Below are 21,873 nucleotides of genomic sequence, written 5' to 3'. Positions count from 1 at the left end.
GCGAGACTTGGCGAAAAAGGCCGGGACACCCCCTGCACTGCAGATTTGATCTGGCACAAATTGAGTCGTGATTTCGATCGGTATGATTATCTATGGTTCTAAATCTGCTCATCGGCACAATCGTCATAAGCCTGACGGTGCTGGTTCATACCTTTGGCCTTATCGCCGTCACACATGCGATGGGATACCTTGTGTCCCGCTTTCGCATGCACGGGCGCCGCAGCCGCATCGTCGCGATGATCAGCGTGGTGATGGGTCTCTTTGCCGTCATGACCACGGAGGTCTGGCTTTGGGCTGGGCTATACCGGATGCTCGACATCTTCGCCGATTTCGAAACTGCCTTGTACTTTTCCACCATCACTTTCTCGACGGTTGGTTACGGCGACATCGTGCCCGCCCATGCGTGGCGCGTCCTGGCGGCACTCGAGGGCGTGAACGGGTTCCTGCTAATCGGCTGGTCGACAGCCTACCTGATAGCAGCAGGCACCCGCATCGGGCCCTTCAAGGCCGGCGAGCATTTTTGACCGCAGCAGATGCTCCCATTTGCTCCCGATCAATGAACGCGCGTCAATCTGTCGGTAGGCTTTCTGTCGATGGTAACCACGAATTGCTCAGAGACAGGCGAGAGGAAGACATCCGCTTTCTGCTTCTTTCGACGAATTGACTATGTGCTACGGGAACCGCAGACCGGTCAGATCGGGAGGAAAGACATCAGGTTGGGAGGATTTAAGCATGGGCGAGGATCTATACGGCCATCATGCCGACCGCATCCAGGCGGCGATTGCCTCGGACGCTGCAGCGAAGTCCGCACTGGTTGCTTCCTGGCGACGGTCTTCCAATTTGCATCGGCTCGATCCAGCCGACTGTAGCCCCCCACGCTATCTGACGGAGGCGGAACTGGGACAGGCCGGGCAACGCATCGAACCTCTCGTCCAAGCTGCCCAATCGAGTCTCGACCGGCTCTATCTCGCGGTTGGCGGCGTCGGGTGCTGTGTCCTGCTTGCCGATCGTGACGGGGTGCCGGTCGAACGGCGCGGTGCGCCCGTCGATGACGAGACGTTTCGTTCCTGGGGTTTGTGGACTGGCTCCGTCTGGAACGAGGAAAGCCAAGGCACCAACGGGATCGGCACCTGTCTGGTCGAGCGGCGCGCTCTCACAATTCACCGTGACCAGCATTTCCATACGCGCAACACGCTGCTCAGTTGCACCACCGCTCCTATCCACGATCATGAAGGGAATCTTGTAGCCGCGCTTGACGTGTCTTCCTGCCGGGCTGATCTGACCGAAGCCTTCGCCAATCTCATCTCGATGGCTGTGGTCGACGCGGTGCGTCGGATCGAAGGTGAAAACTTCAAGATGGCATTCCCAAAGGCGCGAATTCTGCTCGCCCCAGTGACTGACAAAGGCTCCGGAGCGCTGATCGCCGTTGACGCGGACGATCTCGTGGTCGGCGCGACCCGTTCGGCGCGCCTGGCGCTTGGCATTACCCAGCAGTGTCTCGACAAGCCGATGCCCGCCGCCGATTTGTTCGGCTGGGCTGAGCGCGGCTCCAAAATTCTCGCTGAGGCAGAGCGCGGGGCTCTCCAGCGTGCACTCGCGCGCGCTGACGGAAATGTCTCGGCTGCAGCTCAGGCGCTAGGGATCAGCCGCGCGACGCTCCACCGCAAGCTCAACCGCCTGGATGTCCATCGGTCTCACTGAACTCCCTTGGCGACCATGACTGTCGCAATTCTGCGACACATCATGTCCGACCGCGGTGACCAGTGCGGTGACAACTACGGGCGAAAATCGCAAGTCTCTTCCGAAGCGTCGCATCCCGCGACGTCAGCTTTGGGAGGAAGACACATGAACAAGGTTGAATTTTCACGCTCGGTCAAGGCGCCCTTCGACAAGCGCTATGGCAATTTCATCGGCGGCAAATGGGCCGAACCGCGGTCCGGCCGCTACTTCGAGAACCACTCGCCGGTAAACGGGCAGCTGCTATGCGAGGTGGCGCGCTCAGATGCCCAGGACATCGATGCGGCCCTGGACGCGGCCCATGCCGCCAAGGATGCCTGGGGACGGACCAGCGTGGCCGAGCGGTCGCTTATCCTCAACCGCATCGCCGACCGCATGGAGGAGAACCTCGATCTCCTCGCCTGTGCAGAAACCTGGGACAATGGCAAGCCGATCCGGGAAACGACCGCGGCCGACCTGCCTCTGGCCATCGACCATTTCCGCTATTTCGCCGGCGCCGTGCGCGGCCAGGAAGGCAGCCTTTCGCAGATCGACGACGACACCGTCGCCTATCACTTCCATGAGCCGCTCGGCGTGGTCGGTCAGATCATCCCGTGGAACTTCCCGTTGCTGATGGCATGCTGGAAACTTGCTCCCGCGCTTGCGGCCGGCAACTGCGTGGTGCTGAAGCCAGCCGAGCAGACCCCGGCCGCTATCCTGCTCTGGGCCGATCTTATCGGCGATCTGCTGCCGGCAGGCGTGCTCAACATCGTCAACGGTTTCGGCCTCGAGGCCGGCAAGCCGCTCGCTTCGTCACCGCGCATCGCCAAAATCGCCTTTACCGGCGAGACCACGACGGGTCGGCTGATCATGCAATATGCCAGCCAGAACCTCATTCCCGTCACGCTGGAACTGGGCGGCAAGTCACCCAACATCTTCTTCAAGGATGTCGTCGCCGAAGACGACGATTTCTTCGACAAGGCTATCGAAGGCTTCGTCATGTTCGCGCTGAACCAGGGCGAGGTCTGCACCTGCCCCAGCCGTGCGCTCATCCATGAATCGATCTACGACAGATTCATGGAACGCGCCCTCAAGCGCGTCGAGGCGATCGTGCAGGGCGACCCGCTCGATCCGGCGACGATGATCGGTGCTCAGGCCTCGTCTGAGCAGATGGAAAAGATCCTGTCCTACATCGACATCGGCCGCCAGGAAGGAGCGGAGTTGCTGACCGGTGGGGCGCGCAATCTTCTGCCGGGCGACCTCGCCGGCGGCTACTACGTCCAGCCCACGGTGTTCAAGGGTCACAACAAGATGCGCATCTTCCAGGAGGAAATATTTGGGCCGGTGGTATCGGTCACGACCTTCAAGGACGACGACGAAGCCCTCAGCATTGCCAACGATACGCTCTACGGTCTGGGCGCAGGCGTCTGGACACGCGATGCCAACCGCGCCTACCGCTTCGGCCGGGCAATCCAGGCTGGCCGCGTCTGGACCAATTGCTACCATGCCTACCCCGCGCATGCGGCCTTCGGCGGCTACAAGCAGTCCGGCATTGGCCGGGAGACCCACAAGATGATGCTCGACCACTACCAGCAGACCAAGAACATGCTGGTCAGCTACAGCCCGAAGAAGCTCGGCTTCTTCTGATCGCTGCGCCCATGCGCGCGGCCCCAAGGGACCGCGCGCATGACTGGAAACCGGATAAGACCATGCATGCAAAAGTCACAGCGACGCCGGCAGCCCTTGAACTGATCACGGAGATCGTCACCGATCATGGCCCGGTGCTGTTCCATCAGTCCGGTGGCTGCTGCGACGGCTCTTCGCCAATGTGCTATCCGGTGGCTGGCTTCATCATCGGTGACCAGGATGTGTTACTCGGCCACATCGGTGAGGCGCCATTCTACATCGGGGCCTCGCAATTCGAAGCCTGGAAGCACACCGATCTCATTATCGACGTGGTGGCTGGTCGCGGCGGCATGTTCTCGCTCGACAATGGACGCGAGAAGCGATTCCTGACGCGGTCGACCATTTGCGCTGTCAGATGAGGATGTGGGTCATCCATCGGGTCATGGACACGGCCGTCATAGGCTTGACGGCCCTGACACAACGTTCGGTCCCATCGCATTCAGTTCGCGACCAAGCCGCCGCTCAGACCGCTACCGAATGTCTCGCCTTGCCGGTTTCGAAATACTTGTCGAACTTCGCGGCGACGCTTCTGACAAAGGGCCGGCTTTCCACCGGCACGACGAAGTGGTCACCGTTCAATTCAAGCATCGGCGCTGGATCAAGCAGGGCGGTCGAGCTTGCCTTGCTGAGAAGCTTTTGGCCGGCTTCGCCGAAGCGCTCGACCAAGTCGATCGCGGAAAAGGCGAAATCGCACATCAGCCGTTCGATGATCCAGCCGCGAACGCGATCATCCACGGAGAACGCGATGCCTCTGACGGTCGCCAGCCCGCCGTCAGCCACCATGCGGCCATACTCTGTGGTCGAAGGCATGTTCTGTGCATAGCCTTGCCGATACTGGCTGATGGATGACGGACCGAGGCCGATCAAGGTTTCGCAGCGATCCTCGGTATAGCCCTGGAAGTTGCGGTGCAACGTCCCTGAGCGCGCGGCCAGCGCCAGCGCATCGCCTGGTTTTGCGAAATGGTCGAGCCCAATTGCTTCATATCCTTGGTCGAGGATGGCGCGCGCTGCCAGTTGCGATTGGGCGAACCGCTCCTCCGGGCCTGGCAACCAGGCGTCGTCGATCATTGTCTGATGTTTCTTGAACCATGGCACATGAGCATAGCCAAAAAGCGCGATCCGGTCCGGCTCCAGCGACAGCGCCTGTTGGACCGTGGATAGGACACTCTCCCTGGTCTGGTGCGGCAAACCGTAGAGCAGGTCCAGGTTGACCGATTCGACACCGCGCGAGCGAACGCCGTCGACGACGGCTTTGGTCTGCAAAAAGGTCTGCTCGCGATTGATGGCCTTCTGGACCTTGGGGTCGAAATCCTGGACGCCGAGGCTCGCTCTCGTCATGCCTATTTCGGCAAGCGCGTCGAGGCGGGCTTCGTCCATGTCGTTGGGTTCGATTTCGACGCTGATCTTGGCGCCGGGGAGGAATGCAAAGCTGTTGCGCAGCACTGTTGCCAGCGCCACTATGTCCTGCGGTTTGAGCATCGTCGGCGAACCGCCGCCGAAATGGACGGCATGCACGCGGCCCTTGCCTCCGACAAGACTGGCAACGGTAGAGATCTCGGCATGCAGTGAGCGAAGATAGGCCGTCACGGGCTCGTAGTGGCGCGTCTGCTTGGTATGGCAGGCACAGAACCAGCAAAGCTTGTCGCAATAGGGGATGTGCAAATAGAGCGAGATCTCGTCGCCCTCGTTGAGCGCCTGCAGCCAGCCACGACAAGCGGCAGCATCGACGCCCGGATGAAAATGCGGCGCCGTTGGGTAGCTGGTATAGCGCGGCACGTTCTCACCAAGTCTGGCAACTAGATCTGGCCGCATGTCGCAATCAACTCCGGGCTGTGTCGCGCGATACTGCTCACCAGGGGCGACAACCGCCTTGATCTCGGTCAATGCCCATCGGCTGCGGACAAACTGCCGCAAGGCTTTTTGCTGGGCCGATGCTATATCCTGACGGGACCTTTGGTTCCGCGGACGACCACGATGACAGTGCGCCAGGATGTACACAGCGCCGGCATTCCCGTGCTTTGCCAATCATGCGAAGCGCGGCACCACGGTGTTTGCGGAGCGCTCGATCCCGAACAATTGGTCGGCCTCGCCAAGACCTCGTCGAAGCATACCGTTGAACCGGGCGTGGAATTGATTGGCGACGCCGAAACCGTCGACAGTTACTCGAACGTGCTTTCCGGCGTGGTCAAGCTTACAAAGAGCCTTTCGGACGGGCGCCAGCAGATTGTCGGGCTTCAATTTGCTCCCGATTTTCTGGGCCGGCCCTTCAAGGTGGAAAGCGCGATCAACGCCGAAGCCGCAACGGCAGTCTCCCTGTGCTCGTTTCCGAAGGCCGCCATCGAACGGATGATGAAGGAATCGCCGGAACTGGAGCACCGTCTCTTCAAGCAGACGCTGAATGAACTCGATGACGCCCGCGATTGGATGGTGACGCTGGGCCGCAAGAGTGCTTCGGAAAAGGTGGCGAGCTTTCTTCTCATGATCGCCAGAAACATCGACCCCACGCTTGACCCGGCCGCCCAGTCGACAAGTTTCGATCTGCCTTTGACCCGCGCCGACATCGCCGATTTCCTTGGTCTGACCATCGAGACCGTCAGCCGCCAGTTGACCAGGCTGCGATCAGATAGCGTAATCCGGATAGAGAACAATCGGCATGTTGTCGTGGATAGCTTGGACCGGCTGCAGCGACGCTCCGGCGCCTAGGATCAATCGACGATCCCGATCATAGGGAGGACGTGCTCGCGTTCAAACGCTATGTGCCGGCGCAAGTTCTCGAACAGGCCGCGTAACATGAAACCGATGGCCTCGGGGTTCTCGACTGTCTCGCCATGACCGATGGCCAGCAGAATTTCGGTCACCTCACCGGCAAAGCACTCATCTTCCACATGTTCAGCCCGCAGTCGCCGGGTTGAAGCAAGGTTCGCATTACTGCCCACCACGGCCTCCTCGTAGGCGGGGAAGATGACTGTCTCTTCATATCGATGGATGTCGCGCAGCAGCGGGACGATGGCGTTGGCCGTGCCGAGGCACTTCAGACGATCGACGCTGGGCAATGCATCCGCGATTCTCTCCAAGGCATCGCAGAGTTGCAACTTTTCCCTGTGCGCGCGCTTCATCACCGCGGCCGGGACCACTTCTGTGGATCGGTCAACTGGTGCCGCATCTCCATCGCGTACTTCGAACAGCGACGATCCTGGCCCTTTCTTCCGGCTCAACGGCGACCCTCCAGTCATTTGCAGACCAACGCTGCCCAATCCGAAAGCACTGAGCTTTGACATGGATCAAGGCGGCGACAACGCAACTGCTGAATTGGTGTCCACGCGGATTGGCGTCCGCGCATCGGTATACAAGGTCGGGGGCATCTCATGAAGTTCGGCACACCAATCTTCGCTTTGGGCCTGTTCACATTTGCGGCTCTGGTGGCCGCCGGCTTCGGTGCAGATGAGCCTTTCCGACAGCATATGTGGGTGCTTTTTTTCGTGCTGCTCGGTTTTGTCGCCATCCTCCTCCGCAACACGAAATTCGACGTGGCCGCGCCGGTCGACCCCTCCGCTTACATGGACGGACCCATCCGCTACGGCGCCATCGCTACAATGTTCTGGGGGGTGGTCGGCATGCTGGTCGGCGTTGTCATCGCGCTGCAGCTTGCCTACCCTGATCTCAATATCCAGCCCTGGTTCAATTTCGGCCGCCTGCGGCCGCTGCATACGTCGGGCGTCGTCTTCGCCTTCGGCGGCAATGCGCTGCTGTGCACATCATTATACGTCGTGCAACGCACCTGTCGCGCCCGGCTCTTCGGTGGCGATCTCGCCTGGTTCGTGTTCTGGGGTTACCAGCTCTTCATCGTGATGGCCGCGACCGGCTACCTGCTCGGTATCACCGAAAGCCGCGAATACGCCGAACCCGAATGGTATGTCGACATCTGGCTGACAATCGTCTGGGTTGCCTACCTCATCCTGTTCCTTGGCACGATCCTGAAGCGCAAGGAACCGCATATCTATGTCGCCAACTGGTTCTATCTGTCCTTCATCGTCACCATCGCGATGCTGCACGTCGTCAACAATCTGTCGATGCCGGCTTCTTTCCTTGGATCGAAGAGCTACTCGGCGTTCTCGGGTGTCCAGGACGCCCTGACGCAATGGTGGTACGGCCACAATGCCGTCGGCTTCTTCCTCACGGCCGGCTTCCTCGGCATGATGTATTATTTCGTTCCCAAGCAGGCGAACCGGCCGATTTATTCCTACCGGCTGTCGATCATTCACTTCTGGGCGCTGATCTTCCTCTACATCTGGGCCGGTCCGCACCACCTCCACTACACGGCCCTGCCCGACTGGGCGCAGACATTGGGCATGGTGTTTTCGATCATGCTTTGGATGCCGTCATGGGGCGGCATGATCAACGGCCTGATGACGCTCTCGGGCGCCTGGGATAAGATCCGCACGGATCCAATCATCCGCATGATGGTGATGGCCATCGCCTTCTACGGCATGTCCACCTTCGAGGGACCGATGATGTCGATCAAGACGGTCAACTCACTGTCGCACTATACCGACTGGACCGTCGGCCACGTCCATTCCGGTGCGCTCGGCTGGGTCGGCATGATCTCGTTCGGCGCGATCTACTACATGGTGCCGAAGCTCTGGAACCGTGAACGTCTTTATTCGCTGCGGCTGGTCACCTGGCACTTCTGGCTGGCGACGCTCGGCATCGTTGTCTACGCGGCGGTGATGTGGGTATCCGGCATCATGCAGGGCCTGATGTGGCGTGAATACGACGAGCAGGGTTTCCTGGTCTACTCCTTTGCTGAAACCGTCGCCGCCATGCACCCATACTATGTCATGCGTGCCATCGGCGGGGCCATGTACCTCTCCGGCGCCCTGATCATGGCCTGGAACATCACCATGACCATCCTTGGATACAAGCGCGCGGAAGAGCCGATGCCGGGCTCCGCACCCTCCCTGCAGCCTGCCGAATAAGGAGCCAGAGAATGAGCCTGATGGACAGACACGCACTCATCGAGAAGAACGCCACGCTTCTTCTCGTTGGCTCGCTTCTTGTGGTGACCGTCGGCGGCATCGTCGAGATCGCGCCGCTCTTCTACCTCGACAACACGATCGAGAAGGTGGAAGGCATGCGCCCCTATTCGCCGCTCGAACTTGTCGGGCGCAACATCTACGTGCGCGAAGGTTGCTACCTCTGCCACAGCCAGATGATCAGGCCGTTTCGCGACGAGGTCGAGCGTTACGGCCACTACAGCCTGGCTGCGGAGTCGATGTACGACCACCCCTTCCAGTGGGGATCCAAACGCACCGGGCCAGATCTCGCCCGGGTTGGTGACCGTTATTCGAATGCCTGGCACGTCGCGCACCTTGCCGACCCACGCTCGGTGGTGCCGGAATCGGTCATGCCGAGCTATGCCTTCCTGAAGGACGCGCAGATCGAGGTGAAGGATTTCTCTACGCACCTGATCGCCAACAGGCGTGTCGGTGTCCCCTATAGCGATGACATGATCGCCAACGCCAACGCCGATCTGATGGCGCAGGCCGACCCGAATGCCGACCCCTCCGGCCTTCAGAAAAGATATCCCAAAGCCAAGGTCGGCGACTTCGACGGCAATCCGCAAAAGGTGACCGAAATGGATGCCCTCGTTGCGTATCTGCAGATGCTCGGCACATTGGTCGATTTCAAGAATTACGACGAAGCCGCCGGCTACCGCTGAGGAGAGTTATCCATGCAATACAATTTGATGCGGGAGTTTGCTGACAGTTGGGGCCTGGTCGCCATGGCGCTTTTCTTTGTCGGGGCAATTGTCTTCTCCCTCCGCCCTGGCAGTCGCAAGCTGGCCGACGAGGCTGCCCGGATTCCCCTTGAGGACGAGTAATCATGAGCGACGAGCACATCGACGAAATCTCTGGCGTCTCAACCACGGGCCACGAATGGGACGGCATCAGGGAGCTGAACAATCCGCTTCCGCGCTGGTGGGTCATGACTTTCTACCTCACCATCGTCTGGGCGATCGGCTACACGATCGCCTATCCGGCATGGCCACTGCTGCACTCGGCGACGAAGGGTGTGCTCGGCTATTCCAGCCGCGGCGAGGTCAAGAACGAGCTGACCACGGCTGAAGCCGCCAAAGGCAAATATGTCGCGGCGGTGCAATCCAAGACCGTCTCGGAGATAGCCGCGGACGATGCCTTGCGCGAATTCGCAGTCGCTGCAGGTGGCGCCGCATTCAAGGTCAATTGCGTGCAATGTCACGGCTCCGGTGCCCAGGGCTCCAAGGGCTTTCCCAATCTCAACGACGACGACTGGCTTTGGGGTGGCAAGGCTGAGCAGATCCAGCAGACGATCACGCATGGTATCCGCTTCGCGTCCGATCCGGACACGCGCTTGTCGGAAATGCCTGCCTTTGGCGACATCATAACCGCCGACCAGATCGCCCAAGTCAGCGCCTACGTTGCCAGCCTGTCCGGCAAGGTCCACGATGCTAGTCTGATCCAGCCCGGGGCCAAGGTCTTCGCAGAAAACTGCGTTGCCTGTCATGGTGACAACGCGAAAGGCAACAAGGAGCTCGGCGCCCCCGACCTAACCGACGCGATCTGGCTCTATGGCTCAGGCGAGACGGCAATCGCCGACCAGGTTCGCGCACCCAAGCAGGGCGTCATGCCAGCCTGGGGAGCGCGTCTTGGCGAAACCAAGGTCAAGGAACTGGCCGTCTACATCCATTCGCTTGGCGGTGGGGAATAGGAAGCGGGGACCTGTTCTCGACCCTTCACCTTCCAGGCGACGAGGCCCGGCCCAGCCGGGCCTCGACTCTTTTCCGCAACGCCAAGATTGACTTGCATCAACGCGGGCAGGTCCACCGGGCGGCATTGTTGCCCGGCGCATTCAAATCGCCGTCTGCGTGTAGAGCGGAGAAAAGTCGTTGCTGGACAATACGCAGGTAGAGCGGTTGGAAGCCGAGGCGGTCAATTCCGCCAAGATCCGTCAGCCTCTTTATGCGCCGCGCAAGAAGATCTTTCCAAAGCGCGCCTCAGGCAGCTTTCGCCGCTTCAAATGGCTGGTGATGGCGATCACGCTTGGCATCTACTATCTGACGCCGTGGCTGCGTTGGGACCGTGGTCCGTTTGCACCCGACCAGGCGGTGCTGCTCGATGTCGCCAATCGGCGCTTCTACTTGTTCTTCATCGAGATATGGCCGCAGGAATTCTTCTATGTGGCGGGCCTCCTGGTCATGGCCGGCGTCGGTCTTTTCCTGATCACCTCGACTGTCGGCCGTGCCTGGTGTGGCTATGCGTGCCCTCAGACGGTGTGGGTCGATCTGTTCCTCGTCGTCGAACGCGCGATAGAAGGCGACCGCAATGCCCGCATGAAGCTCGATACGGGTCCCTGGACCGCCCGCAAACTGGTGCTGCGCGTATCAAAGCACGCGATCTGGCTGGTCATCGGCGCGGCGACTGGAGGCGCCTGGATTTTTTACTTTGCTGACGCACCGACACTGCTCGGCCAGCTCTGGACCGGCAGCGCCGCACCCGTGGCCTACATCACCATCGCCGTGCTGACGGCAACCACCTACACGTTCGGCGGCCTGATGCGTGAACAGGTCTGCACCTATATGTGCCCATGGCCGCGCATTCAGGCGGCCATGCTTGACGAAAATTCTCTCACCGTCACCTACAACGACTGGCGCGGCGAACCGCGTTCGCGTCACGCCAAGAAAGTGCTGGCGGTTGGCCAGCCCGCAGGTGACTGTGTCGACTGCAACGCCTGTGTCGCGGTCTGCCCGATGGGGATCGACATTCGCGATGGCCAGCAGCTCGAATGCATCACCTGCGCGCTTTGCATCGACGCCTGCGACGGTGTCATGGACAAGCTCGGCAGGGAGCATGGGCTGATCGCTTATGCGACGCTGTCCGACTACAACGCCAATATGATGCTGGCGACAGCAGGCGGCTCCAGCCCAGTCAATCCATCGCTCGTCAGGACCGCTGGCGGCGCTTTCTCCGACAAGGTAGCGCATTTTCACATTCGCAAGATCTTTCGGCCGCGCACCTATGTCTACATGGGCTTGTGGTCGCTGATCGGCCTTGGCCTGCTCTATTCCCTGCTGACGCGCGATCGGCTCGAACTAAACGTGCTGCATGATCGCAATCCTCAGTTCGTCACGCTTTCCGACGGGTCTATCCGCAATGGCTACACCGTCAAACTGCTCAACATGATCCCCGAGCCGAGGACGATCGTCGTCACGATTCAAGGCTTGTATGGAGCTGACATGAGCGTGGTCGGCGAAGACATCCCGGCAGGCCGCTCCTTTGCCATTCCGGTCGAACCCGACCGCCTGAAAATGCTGAAGGTCTTCGTCCGCCAGCCGGCGGACCAGATCCGCGCCCCGGCGCAGACCTTCAAATTCCGCGTCGAGGACAAGGCCAGCTTCGAGTCCAACGAATACACCGCCACTTTCAACGCTCCAGAGGCCGCCAGATGACCGCCAATGCCCAGAAGCCTCGGGAATTCACGGGCCGGCACATGCTGGTCATTGTCCTCGCCTTTTTCGGGGTGGTGATCGCGGTCAACCTGACCATGGCAACGCTTGCCAACACCAGTTGGACCGGCCTCGTCGTCGAAAATACCTATGTTGCGAGCCAGCAATTCAACAAGCAGGCGCAGGAGGGCCGGGCGCAAGCGGCACTCGGCTGGACAGGCAAGCTAACCATCGCATGGGGCGAAGTCCGCTACAGCATCGCCGACGCAGCCGGCAAGCCGGTTCCTCTGCACGGCGTGAAGATGCTGTTTCGTCATCCCGCATACGAGAAGGAGGACAAGTCGGTCACGCTGGCCCTTGCTTCAGGCCAGGAATTCGCGGCGCAGCATATGCCAAAGGACGGCGTCTGGATCGTCGAGGTCGACGCCGATGCCGGCCTGGACAGGCCGTACCGAGACGTCCGTCGAATCATGATTTCCCATGGAACGCTGCAATGAGTTGTTGTGCACCGGGCGCCGAAATGGCGCTGGACCTGGGCAGCTCCGCATCGACGCTGCCATCCAGCCAGGAGATCCGGCTCGCCAGCCGCTCGCTTGGCGACAATCTTCGGCAGACCGATCTTTCAGTGCCGACGGTTCATTGCGCCGCCTGCATCCAGACGATCGAGACGGCGCTGGGAAAGCTCGGCAATGTCGAAGGCTCGCGTGTCAACCTTTCGACGAAACGCGTCGCGATCCGGTGGCGTGGGGACGAGGTGCCACCCTTCGTCGCCGCGCTTGGCAGGCTAGGCTACGAGGCGCACCTGTTCGAAGCCGACGCTGATAGGAGAGACAGAACGCTTGCCGAACTGATCCGCGCCGTCGCCGTTGCCGGCTTCGCGGCCGGAAACATCATGCTGTTGTCGGTCTCGGTCTGGTCAGGCGCCGAAGGGGCCACCCGCGACCTGTTTCACTGGGTCTCCGCGCTGATCGCCATTCCGGCGCTCGCCTTCGCCGGCGGTATCTTTTTCCGATCGGCCTGGAATGCGCTGCGCCATGGCCGCATGAACATGGACGTTCCGATCGCGGTCGGTGTTTCACTTGCCTACGCGATGAGCCTCTATGAGACGATCAACCATGGCGAGCACGCCTATTTCGATGCTTCGGTATCGCTGCTGTTTTTCCTGTTGGTCGGCCGCACGCTGGATCACGTAATGCGGGAACGTGCCCGCACCGCGGTGAAAGGCCTGTCGCAGCTGGCCTCGCGTGGCGCCATGGTGGTTCGCGGCGATGGTGCGCGCGACTATCTACCAGTCGGCGAGATCGAACCGGGCATGCGGTTGTTGATCGCAGCTGGCGAAAGAATCCCCGTCGACGGCAAGATCATCCAGGGAGCGTCGGATCTCGACTGCTCGCTGGCTTCAGGCGAAAGCACGCCAAAAAACGTAGGGCCCGGTGAAGCCGTGCAGGCCGGCGTGCTCAATATCACCGGCCCGCTGACCATCGAAGCCACTGCCGCCGCAAGGGATTCGTTCCTGGCGGAGATGGTGCGGCTGATGGAGGCCGCGGAGGGCGGCCGCGCGCACTATCGCCGCATCGCCGACCGCGTCTCGGCGCTCTACGCCCCCGTGGTGCATCTCACCGCCTTCTTGACATTCCTTGGCTGGGTGGCGGCGACCGGCGACTGGCACCGGGCCATGACGATCGCTATCGCTGTTCTCATCATCACGTGCCCCTGCGCGCTTGGCCTGGCAGTGCCGATCGTTCAGGTGGTCGCCGCGCGGCGCCTGTTCGAGAACGGCATCATGGTCAGGGACGGCTCGGCCATGGAGCGCCTGGCAACAATCGACACGGCTGTGTTCGACAAGACCGGCACGCTGACGCTCGGCCAGCCCCGACTCGTCAACGCGCCATCGGTCAACCCAGATATGCTGGCCCTGGCAGCCGACCTGGCCACGCATTCGCGCCATCCGTTCTCAAAGGCCATAGCCGGCTTTGCCACTCTGGGCGGCCGGTTCAAATTCGAGGCCGTCACCGAGCATCCTGGGTTCGGAATCGAGGCCACTGCAGCCGGGAGCACATGGCGCCTGGGCCGACGCGGATGGGCCGGCTGGAAGGCTCGAACTGGCGGCGAAGGCAAACACGGATACGGTGGAACGGTCCTGACAAAGAATGGGATGATTGTCGCATCCTTCATTTTCGACGATGTGCTTCGCGCCGATGCCACACCAGCCATCGATCGGTTACACGACGCCGGGGTATCTGTCGAAATGCTGTCAGGGGATACAGCGGCAGCCTGCGCCGACGTTGCGAAGGTGCTTGGTGTCGAAGACTTTGTCCCCTGCCTGCTGCCATCCGGCAAGGTCGAACGCATCGAGACCTTGGCGAAAGACGGACACAGGGTTCTGATGGTTGGCGACGGTCTCAACGACACGCCGGCACTAAGCGCTGCGCATGTATCGATTGCACCGGCGACCGCCGCTGATATTGGCCGCAACGCTGCTGACTTCGTCTTCCTGCGCGAGAGCCTTATGGCCGTCCCGCTGGCGTTGGACGTCTCGCGCCAGGCAGGACGCCTGATCCGGCAGAACATCGTCATCGCGATCGTCTACAATGCGGTCGCAGTACCGATAGCGATCCTCGGGCACGTTACGCCCCTGATCGCGGCGATCGCCATGTCCGCCTCATCGCTGCTTGTCATTGGCAATGCTCTACGCCTGCGATCGTCGCAACCGTTCTCAACGGCCAAGGATGTTCGCCGCAACAGGGTGTCCAACTTCAACAACCTGGTCCGATCGTCATGACCACTCTCACCTACCTCATACCCGTCGCTCTCTTTCTTGGTGCACTTGGCTTGGGGGGATTCCTGTGGGCATTGAAGAGTGGCCAATACGAAGATCTCGACGGAGCCGCCGAGCGAATCCTGATTGATCTGGAAGACAAAAGCGGCGACTGATATTCAGAAAGACGCTGGTGGCAGCGCACCGTTACTGAAAACCGCGACACCGAACTTTCACATGTCAAATCGTGACCCACAAGACCTCTGCATCCGAGCTGTTGTTCCTGCGATTAACAACACAGTTTGAGCCAGCGCAAAGAGGGCTAGCGTCAGGTCATGTACCTTCTGCTCATCCGCAACGGTCGAGAGACAGGAGATTGACATGATTACGCGACGCGAAGCCCTCTTTGGAGCCGCGCTTGGCGCTGTTGCTGTTGCAGCACTGCCCGCATTGTCGGCCACGGTTACAAAGGCAGAGATTCGCGGGCTGCCCCGCGAGAAGATCACGCTCGTAGCACCACCGTTCGTGCATCCGCATGATCAGATCGCCAAGGGCGGTCCGAAGATCGTCGAATTTACCATGACGATCGAAGAAAAGCCTGTCGTCATCGATGCCGAAGGCACGAAGCTCAATGCGATGACCTACAACGGCTCGATCCCTGGCCCACTGATGGTCGTGCATCAGGACGACTATATCGAGCTGACGCTCATCAATCCCGATACCAACTCGCTAGCCCACAATATCGATTTCCACGCGGCTACCGGCGCGCTGGGTGGCGGCGGCTTGACCTTGATCAATCCCGGTGAACAGGTGACCCTTCGCTTCAAGGCGACGCGGACGGGAACGTTTGTCTATCACTGCGCACCTGGGGGCGCGATGATCCCATGGCATGTCGTTTCCGGCATGAACGGCGCCATCATGGTGCTGCCGCGTGACGGGCTCAGGAACGACAAGGGCGAACCGGTCAAGTACGACAAGATCTTCTACATCGGCGAGAGTGATTTCTATATTCCGCGCGACGAGAAGGGCAATTTCAAGAGCTACGAATCCGCCGGCGACGGCTACGACGACACCGTCAAGGTCATGCGCGGTCTCGTTCCGACGCATGTGGTGTTCAACGGCAAGGTCGGATCCCTGACCGGCGACAACGCCATGAAGTCGAAGGTCGGCGAAACGGTGCTTATCGTCCATTCACAGGCCAACCGCGATACGCGGCCGCACCTGATCGGCGGCCACGGCGATTACGTCTGGGAACAGGGCAAATTCGCCAACCCGCCGTCCAAGGATCTCGAGACATGGTTCATCCGTGGCGGTTCTGCCGGCTCGGCGCTCTACACCTTCCTGCAACCGGGCGTCTACGCCTACGTCAACCACAATCTGATCGAGGCCGTCGAACTTGGAGCCACCGCTCATTTCAAGGTCGAGGGCGAGTGGGATGACGACCTGATGACGCAGGTCGAAGCGCCCAAACCCATCGCCACCAATTGAATGGCACTCCGATATGCCCGGACAGAGACACTCTCCGGGCATGGAGAAAACACATGCCGCCTCTCATAATGAAGCTCGTTCCGATCGCTGTGGCAGCCTTAGCCTTGCCGGTTTGGCTCTCGATGCAGGCAGCCGGCGGTCATCGGCCGCCCGACGCCGTTGCCAGGACGATCAGCATTGATCCCCATTCGATCGTCTATCCGATGCCGGGCGAGTATCTTAAGGACGGACGCCCTCAGGCCAATCCCAAGGTTGAGCGGCACCTGGAAGGCCCCCTGGAGATCATGGCGTACCAAGTCAGCGCGGCCGATTACGCAGCTTGTGTGTCGGCCGGCGCCTGTCGGCCGGCGGAGGAAACCCGCTCAGTCCCGCGTGACGCACCCGCAACCGGCGTGAGTTACCTCGACGCCGTTGCCTACGCCCGGTGGTATACTGAAGCAACCGGCAGTCAGTGGCGGTTGCCATCCGACGAAGAATGGGCCCTTGCGGCAGCCGAGCGGTTCGCTGGCGAATTCGAGGGTGTCGAAAACGATGCCAACAACCCCGCCAGGCGTTGGCTTACCAGCTATCAGGCGGAGGTCGAACTCAATCGCAAACCGGACCCGTTGCCCAGGAGCCGCGGCTCTTTCGGACTGAATTCGCGCGGTCTTGCCGACTTTTCCGGCAACGTCTGGGAGTGGACTTCAACCTGCTATGTCCGCACGACGCTCGCCGAAGACGGCAGCGATGTTGCGAGCTCGGTCAACAATTGCGGGGTTCACGTCCTGGAAGGCCTGCACAGAGCCTATATGTCGAATTTCGTCAGCGACGGGAAAAGCGGAGGTTGCGCCGTTGGTTTGCCTCCCGACAATCTGGGGTTCAGGTTGGTCTTGGACCATCGGGGGTGGGTGGGCCGTATCCTCGCCCACCTCAGCTTCGGCTGACAAAATCAGGAATAGCTCCGCTCCGTTCTCGTCTTGGGGGTCGCCTGCTCTGCCGCCTCACCGCGCCTTGGGCGTCATCAATGCCATCCCGTAGACCAGGATGAAGCCGGCAAATGCCGCGACCCATGCGACGCCCGCCATGTCGATTACCGCGCCATAGGGGACGAAGGCGGCCAGAATTCTCAATAATCCCGCGAGAAGGATGGCTACGAAGATAAACAAGGCGCCTTTTCCAGCCTTCAGCTCTCGGCCGGTGTGCCCGAGCGTCGCGCGGGTCATGACAGCAAGCGTCATGGCGCCGACCGCACCAGTTCCAAGCGCGTGGAGCCCTGCAGCGGCCGGCACGATAACAGGAAAGAAAATCGCCGCCGAAACCAAGGCGAGACCGATCGGCACAAAGGCGTATGCAAGATGGAGCATGAGCACCAGCGGATCCGGCAAGGTGCGCTCGCCAGCCCAGCGCGACAAACGCCACACCTGGCAGGTTGCGGCAATGGCCATGAGCGTTCCTGAGGTGGCGCTGTCGGGGGCGAACGTCCATGTTGCCAATGCGATGGCCGAGATGGCTATCGAAGCGATGTCGAATCGGTCAAATGGCGCCGGCAGCCTGCCGGGATTTTCGCGCACGAGCCAGTTGCGTGTGAAGCTCGGAATAATTCGCCCGCCGATCAGCGAGATGAGCAGGATCGCCGCAGCCATGCCGAGTCTTCGGCTGATGTCCGACACGCCCTCAACATGGGCCTCGATGTGGAACGCGCCGTTCGCGGACGCCAGCACGACGAGCGGCAGCAGCACCTTGAGGTTTCGCCAGTTGCGTCCCGCGACGATTTCGCGGGCTGCCGCGGCAGCCACCGCAAGCAGAAATGAGCCATCGACCATAGCTGCTGCTTCCCAGCCAATGTCTGCCGAGAAGAAGACAGCGGCGCGGCCGGCAAGCCATAGGACGACCAGCGCCAGCAGCGGCAGTCCTTGCACGGGAAGCCGGCCGGTCCAGTTGGGGATGGCTGTCAGCAGAAACCCGGTCACGATCGCCGGCAGATAGCCGAACAGCATCTCGTGGACATGCCAGTCGACCGGAACAAACACACTATGGGCTTCGAGGCCGCCCGCATACATCGGCAGCCAGAGCAGAATGGAGAGCCCCGCATAAAGCGACCCGAGAAAGAAGAAGGGTCTGAACCCATAGGAGAGAAAAGCCGGACCGGAATAGTCCCGCAGACGTGGAATTGCCATGACCTACATCCTGAAATGAACAGGGCCGGATGAACCGCCGCCCTCGGTCCGTCCGGCCCATGCCCGCCCGTTTGTGGCAGGCAGGCTATCTCATGCCGATCAGTTGGCGGGAATCTGGGTGAACAGATCCGCGAACACCGTCTTTGCCTTGCCAGGATGTTTGACCGCTTTCGCGGTATCGAGATTGACCGGCTTGCCGACGACGATCATCGCGACCATGCCCATGCCGTAGTGGGGCGCGCATTTGACGCCATAGACACCCTCCTTGGTCAGCGTGACGGTGATTTCCTCACTGGGCTTGCCCTTGAAAGGCTCGGCGCCATCCGGGATCATGCCCTTGATCGACTCGGCGTCGTGGCTCTTGTCGGTCGGCACGAACTTGACGGTGTCGCCGGGTGCGGCCTTGACGAAAGCCGGCTGGAAAACCATTGCGCCCTTTTCGCCCTTGTTGAGCATCTGCACGACGTGCTCTTCGGCGCTTGCGCCGCCAGCGAGCGCGAGAAGGGAGATTGCGGCGGCGAAGATAGTGCGTTTCATCGAATTGTCCTTTGTCTCATGTTCGCGGCGTTGCGCCGTTCCCTCTCATTTAGCCTGATCCCCCCGCGAACAATTTGCGCTGGCGCAAACTCGCGATAAGAATGGTTGGCGCGTCCTGGCGCGGTGTCTTGGGGTCGTGAGGAGATACGTTTGGCTGCTCTGGACCGATCTCTGATATCGCAGCTGCCGCTCTTCCAGGGGATGACTGCGGAAGAACAAAGCGAAATCCTGCGAAGCGCACGGTCGTCACGCTATGCCAAGGAATCCGCGATCTTCGAGCAGGAGACAGAGGCTCATTCGTTTTTTGTGCTGATTTCTGGCCATATCCGCGTCGTTCGCACTACGCCGGACGGACAACAGGTCATTGCCAGATACATCAGTGAAGGCGAAATCTTTGGTGTCGCCGCGGCGCTCGGCCGAACGACCTATCCCGCCAGCGCCCTCGCGGCCGTCGACTGCGTGGTACTGACGTGGCCCAACGCTCTGTGGGCGGAGATGGCGCGACGATTCCCGGCATTTGGGGCAACCACCTACAGAACCGTCGGTACCCGGCTGCAGGAGACCCAGACGCGGGTGGTGGAGATGTCGACCGAACAGGTCGAGCAAAGGATCGCGCATGCCTTGTTGCGGCTGGCAAACCAGACCGGCCGAAAGACCGAAAGCGGTATCGAAATCGACTTCCCGATTTCGAGACAGGACATCGCCGAGATGACAGGCACGACGCTGCACACCGTCAGCCGGGTGCTCAGCAGGTGGGAAGACATCGGAATAATCGCCAGCGGCCGCCAGAAAGTCACGGTCAAGGATGCCCATCGCCTTGTGGTTCTCGCCGAGAACCCGGGCAAACACTGACGATCACCGTTCGCCCCGGATAGTCGCGTCCAGATCGGCCAGGAAACGCGCCTCATCCACGCAGTGCTCATGGCACGCCTCGGCCACGGTGTGGAACGTGCCGATCGGACAGCCGACACAAAGCATCCTGTAGCTGAGCAGCACGGCCACGCTTGCCGGCCATTTCCTCATCATCTCGTCAACCACCGTATTGGGAGTGATAGACTTGGGTTTCTTCACGACGCAGTCCTCCGCGATTTGCGAAGCCCTCGTCATAGTTCGCTCAGGGGACGGCTTCGTTGCGCTTTCGCAACTTCATGGAACCAGCGCTGAAACGTCTTGAGGCAATACTATCTTGCGTGACGAAAAAGTACTCGCAGCCATCGGAGCGGATATGGCTGCCGCGCCGTCATATGGCAGTGCCGACGAGCGCGCCGATACCGGCGGTCAGCGCCATTGCCGCCGCGCCCCAAAAGGTGACGCGAATCGTTGCTTTCAGCACATTGGCTCCGCCGGCTTTGGCTCCGATGGCGCCCAGGACCGCCAGGAACAGGAGTGAGGCAACAGACACCGTTGCGGCAAGCCAGGCGGCCGGCGAAACAAGCACCATCGCCAAAGGCATGGCCGCGCCAACCGAAAATGCTGCCGCCGAGGTCAGCGCGGCCTGGATTGGTCTGGCCGTGGTGACTTCGGAGATGCCGAGTTCGTCGCGAGCGTGGGCGCCGAGCCCATCCTTCGCCATCAATTGGTCGGCGACCTGCGAGGCAAGGGTCGGCTCGACGCCTCGTCTGACATAGATCTCTGCAAGTTCCTGCCGCTCGAAATCTGGTTGTGTCGCCAATTCCTCTCTCTCACGCGCAAGGTCGGCTCGTTCGGTGTCGGACTGCGAACTGACCGAGACATACTCGCCTGCCGCCATCGACATCGCACCGGCGACCAGTCCGGCGACGCCGGCCACCAGAACATTGGAGGCCGCGGCATCGGCTGCCGCCACGCCAACGATCAGGCTTGCCGTCGACACGATGCCGTCATTGGCGCCGAGCACGGCAGCGCGCAACCAGCCGACGCGGGATACAAGATGGTTTTCATTGTGCAGCCGGCTCATGATATCACGGCGCCCCGCCGTTCAGGTCGCAGCATCCTGACCAGCGCCGCAATTGTCCAATGCAGCAATATCTGGGTTCCGGTGTATCCGGCTGGCTTGTTGGCAACAATCATAGGCAGTTTACCTGGTTTGAGAGAACCTTCCTACATCGCCGCTCATGCGGCAATCTTGATCTAGGACAAGCCAATCTACCGTCCCCCTAGAGCTTTCACTGTCCCCTCGCAGTTCGACCTCGGCTGACAGCCAGTTGTCAGCTTGGTTGTGGGATATTGCCTCCGAAGCGGACCAGACGGGTCGCGTTTGCAAGGTTCAATGTGGAAGCACAATTCCGATGAAAGAGATTGCCCTGTCACTTTTGGTGATCGCCGCCTCGGGCGTTTATGTCTGGGATCAGGCCGGCAAGGATTCGGCAAACGATATGCTCGGCGAGGCGCTGCCGGCCGACGCAGCCGAAGCGCCTTCCGTGCAGCCAAAAGAACCCGCATCCGCTGCGGCTTTGCAGCTGCTTCGCACCTCGCCGGCGCCCCTCGATCTCCGGTTTAGAACAAGGTTCCCGATTTCCGGGGAAACGACAGCTGGCATAGGAACGCCTGCCGAACGCCCCAATGATCCAGTCAAGCCGACAGTGGTTCCGGTGGCGCCACAACCGTCCCCAACGCCAGTGGCGCCGTCTGTCGCCGATCCTGCCTCGTCAGCGCCTTCCTTCGCCGTTACGCCCGCCGTCTACATACCAGTCCCGCAGCCGAGGCCGGCATATCCGGATGCACCAGCACGGGTCGTCCGGGTGGGCATGAAGCTCGCCGCAAAGAGCTATGCCGACGGCGTCTACACCGGCCCGACGGCCGATGCCTATTACGGCATCATCCAGATTCAGGCCCTCGTACAGGGCGGGCAACTGACGGCGCTGAAAGTGCTGAAATATCCCTCCGACCGCCGCACCTCCGTCAACATCAACAGGCAGGCGCTCCCCATGCTGCGCGACGAAGCGATCAGCGCCCAGAGCGCCGATGTCGATATTATTTCGGGCGCGACGCTAACCAGCAGGGCTTTCATCCAGTCGCTGCGCGGCGCGCTGAAGAAAGCGTCGTCGTAGGTCCATGCGCGACACGCGAAT

The 21,873-nt window shown here is 60.9% G+C and carries 23 protein-coding genes; 17 read left to right on the top strand and 6 right to left on the bottom strand.

Going from position 1 to position 21,873, the window contains the following annotated elements; translation table 11 throughout:
* The first annotated feature begins 92 nt into the window (after window positions 1-92).
* The 4 genes from EN824_RS31900 to EN824_RS31885 all read left to right on the top strand — a co-directional run bounded on the left by EN824_RS31900 (window position 93) and on the right by EN824_RS31885 (window position 3,761).
* Complete coding sequence (locus tag EN824_RS31900; protein ID WP_127275975.1) at window positions 93-524, top strand: potassium channel family protein; 432 nt, start codon at window positions 93-95, stop codon at window positions 522-524.
* 208 nt (window positions 525-732) lie between these two features.
* A complete protein-coding gene (locus EN824_RS31895) occupies window positions 733-1,701 on the top strand; it encodes a helix-turn-helix domain-containing protein (protein ID WP_127275976.1) in 969 nt (322 codons plus the stop codon).
* A gap of 144 nt (window positions 1,702-1,845) precedes the next feature.
* The gene (adh, locus tag EN824_RS31890; protein WP_127873536.1) at window positions 1,846-3,363 is read left to right on the top strand and encodes an aldehyde dehydrogenase; all 1,518 of its coding nucleotides are present in this window, start codon (window positions 1,846-1,848) and stop codon (window positions 3,361-3,363) included.
* A 62-nt stretch (window positions 3,364-3,425) separates the two neighbouring features.
* The gene (locus EN824_RS31885; RefSeq protein WP_127275978.1) at window positions 3,426-3,761 is read left to right on the top strand and encodes a DUF779 domain-containing protein; all 336 of its coding nucleotides are present in this window, start codon (window positions 3,426-3,428) and stop codon (window positions 3,759-3,761) included.
* A gap of 103 nt (window positions 3,762-3,864) precedes the next feature.
* Here the strand turns inward: EN824_RS31885 and hemN are convergent, their stop codons facing one another.
* On the bottom strand, window positions 3,865-5,214 hold the full coding sequence (gene hemN, locus EN824_RS31880) for an oxygen-independent coproporphyrinogen III oxidase (protein ID WP_127873535.1): 1,350 nt from the start codon (window positions 5,212-5,214) through the stop codon (window positions 3,865-3,867).
* Window positions 5,215-5,376: 162 nt separating this feature from the next.
* Between hemN and EN824_RS31875 the strand changes: the two genes are divergently transcribed.
* Entirely contained in the window at window positions 5,377-6,105 is a 729-nt protein-coding gene (locus EN824_RS31875; RefSeq protein WP_127275980.1) for a Crp/Fnr family transcriptional regulator, read from the top strand.
* A gap of 2 nt (window positions 6,106-6,107) precedes the next feature.
* Here EN824_RS31875 and EN824_RS31870 read toward each other — a convergent pair whose 3' ends face one another.
* Window positions 6,108-6,518 (bottom strand): hemerythrin domain-containing protein, encoded by a 411-nt coding sequence (locus tag EN824_RS31870; protein ID WP_127275988.1) that lies wholly within the window; start codon window positions 6,516-6,518, stop codon window positions 6,108-6,110.
* A 249-nt stretch (window positions 6,519-6,767) separates the two neighbouring features.
* Between EN824_RS31870 and ccoN the strand changes: the two genes are divergently transcribed.
* The 10 genes from ccoN to EN824_RS31820 all read left to right on the top strand — a co-directional run bounded on the left by ccoN (window position 6,768) and on the right by EN824_RS31820 (window position 17,053).
* Window positions 6,768-8,378, top strand: coding sequence for a cytochrome-c oxidase, cbb3-type subunit I (ccoN, locus tag EN824_RS31865; RefSeq protein WP_127275981.1), 1,611 nt, complete (start codon window positions 6,768-6,770; stop codon window positions 8,376-8,378).
* A gap of 11 nt (window positions 8,379-8,389) precedes the next feature.
* Window positions 8,390-9,121, top strand: a complete 732-nt coding sequence (gene ccoO, locus EN824_RS31860) for a cytochrome-c oxidase, cbb3-type subunit II (RefSeq protein ID WP_127275982.1) — start codon at window positions 8,390-8,392, stop codon at window positions 9,119-9,121.
* Between the two features lie 12 nt (window positions 9,122-9,133).
* Window positions 9,134-9,283 carry a cbb3-type cytochrome c oxidase subunit 3 gene (locus EN824_RS31855; protein ID WP_127275983.1) on the top strand — a complete coding sequence of 50 codons (150 nt, stop codon included), beginning with the start codon at window positions 9,134-9,136 and terminating at the stop codon, window positions 9,281-9,283.
* A 2-nt stretch (window positions 9,284-9,285) separates the two neighbouring features.
* Window positions 9,286-10,149, top strand: coding sequence for a cytochrome-c oxidase, cbb3-type subunit III (gene ccoP, locus EN824_RS31850; RefSeq protein ID WP_127275984.1), 864 nt, complete (start codon window positions 9,286-9,288; stop codon window positions 10,147-10,149).
* A 178-nt stretch (window positions 10,150-10,327) separates the two neighbouring features.
* Window positions 10,328-11,887, top strand: coding sequence for a cytochrome c oxidase accessory protein CcoG (gene ccoG, locus EN824_RS31845; RefSeq protein ID WP_127873531.1), 1,560 nt, complete (start codon window positions 10,328-10,330; stop codon window positions 11,885-11,887).
* Complete coding sequence (locus EN824_RS31840; protein ID WP_127275577.1) at window positions 11,884-12,381, top strand: FixH family protein; 498 nt, start codon at window positions 11,884-11,886, stop codon at window positions 12,379-12,381. Before ccoG ends, EN824_RS31840 begins: the two co-directional genes overlap by 4 nt.
* The gene (locus EN824_RS31835; RefSeq protein ID WP_127275576.1) at window positions 12,378-14,666 is read left to right on the top strand and encodes a cation-translocating P-type ATPase; all 2,289 of its coding nucleotides are present in this window, start codon (window positions 12,378-12,380) and stop codon (window positions 14,664-14,666) included. The genes EN824_RS31840 and EN824_RS31835 overlap by 4 nt, the downstream gene beginning before the upstream one ends.
* Window positions 14,663-14,818, top strand: a complete 156-nt coding sequence (ccoS, locus tag EN824_RS31830; RefSeq protein WP_127275575.1) for a cbb3-type cytochrome oxidase assembly protein CcoS — start codon at window positions 14,663-14,665, stop codon at window positions 14,816-14,818. Before EN824_RS31835 ends, ccoS begins: the two co-directional genes overlap by 4 nt.
* A 205-nt stretch (window positions 14,819-15,023) precedes the next feature.
* Window positions 15,024-16,130 (top strand): copper-containing nitrite reductase, encoded by a 1,107-nt coding sequence (nirK, locus tag EN824_RS31825; RefSeq protein ID WP_127275574.1) that lies wholly within the window; start codon window positions 15,024-15,026, stop codon window positions 16,128-16,130.
* A 53-nt stretch (window positions 16,131-16,183) separates the two neighbouring features.
* Window positions 16,184-17,053, top strand: a complete 870-nt coding sequence (locus EN824_RS31820; RefSeq protein WP_127275573.1) for an SUMF1/EgtB/PvdO family nonheme iron enzyme — start codon at window positions 16,184-16,186, stop codon at window positions 17,051-17,053.
* A gap of 57 nt (window positions 17,054-17,110) precedes the next feature.
* Here EN824_RS31820 and EN824_RS31815 read toward each other — a convergent pair whose 3' ends face one another.
* A complete protein-coding gene (locus EN824_RS31815) occupies window positions 17,111-18,286 on the bottom strand; it encodes an NnrS family protein (RefSeq protein ID WP_127275572.1) in 1,176 nt (391 codons plus the stop codon).
* Between the two features lie 99 nt (window positions 18,287-18,385).
* Entirely contained in the window at window positions 18,386-18,823 is a 438-nt protein-coding gene (locus EN824_RS31810; RefSeq protein WP_127275571.1) for a pseudoazurin, read from the bottom strand.
* 150 nt (window positions 18,824-18,973) lie between these two features.
* Here EN824_RS31810 and EN824_RS31805 point away from each other — a divergent pair, with 150 nt between their 5' ends.
* A complete protein-coding gene (locus EN824_RS31805; RefSeq protein ID WP_127275570.1) occupies window positions 18,974-19,675 on the top strand; it encodes a Crp/Fnr family transcriptional regulator in 702 nt (233 codons plus the stop codon).
* A gap of 3 nt (window positions 19,676-19,678) precedes the next feature.
* Here the strand turns inward: EN824_RS31805 and EN824_RS31800 are convergent, their stop codons facing one another.
* Window positions 19,679-19,894 (bottom strand): DUF1858 domain-containing protein, encoded by a 216-nt coding sequence (locus tag EN824_RS31800; protein WP_127275569.1) that lies wholly within the window; start codon window positions 19,892-19,894, stop codon window positions 19,679-19,681.
* Window positions 19,895-20,063: 169 nt separating this feature from the next.
* On the bottom strand, window positions 20,064-20,759 hold the full coding sequence (locus EN824_RS31795; RefSeq protein ID WP_127275568.1) for a VIT family protein: 696 nt from the start codon (window positions 20,757-20,759) through the stop codon (window positions 20,064-20,066).
* 331 nt (window positions 20,760-21,090) lie between these two features.
* Here EN824_RS31795 and EN824_RS31785 point away from each other — a divergent pair, with 331 nt between their 5' ends.
* Entirely contained in the window at window positions 21,091-21,852 is a 762-nt protein-coding gene (locus EN824_RS31785; protein WP_127275567.1) for an FMN-binding protein, read from the top strand.
* Window positions 21,853-21,873 lie beyond the last annotated feature (21 nt).

It is taken from the genome of Mesorhizobium sp. M8A.F.Ca.ET.181.01.1.1 (genome assembly GCF_004792025.1).
In the GTDB taxonomy this organism is placed as follows: Bacteria; Pseudomonadota; Alphaproteobacteria; order Rhizobiales; family Rhizobiaceae; genus Mesorhizobium.
Note: the sequence above shows the minus strand (reverse complement) of the source record. Positions and strands in the feature narration are given on the sequence as shown.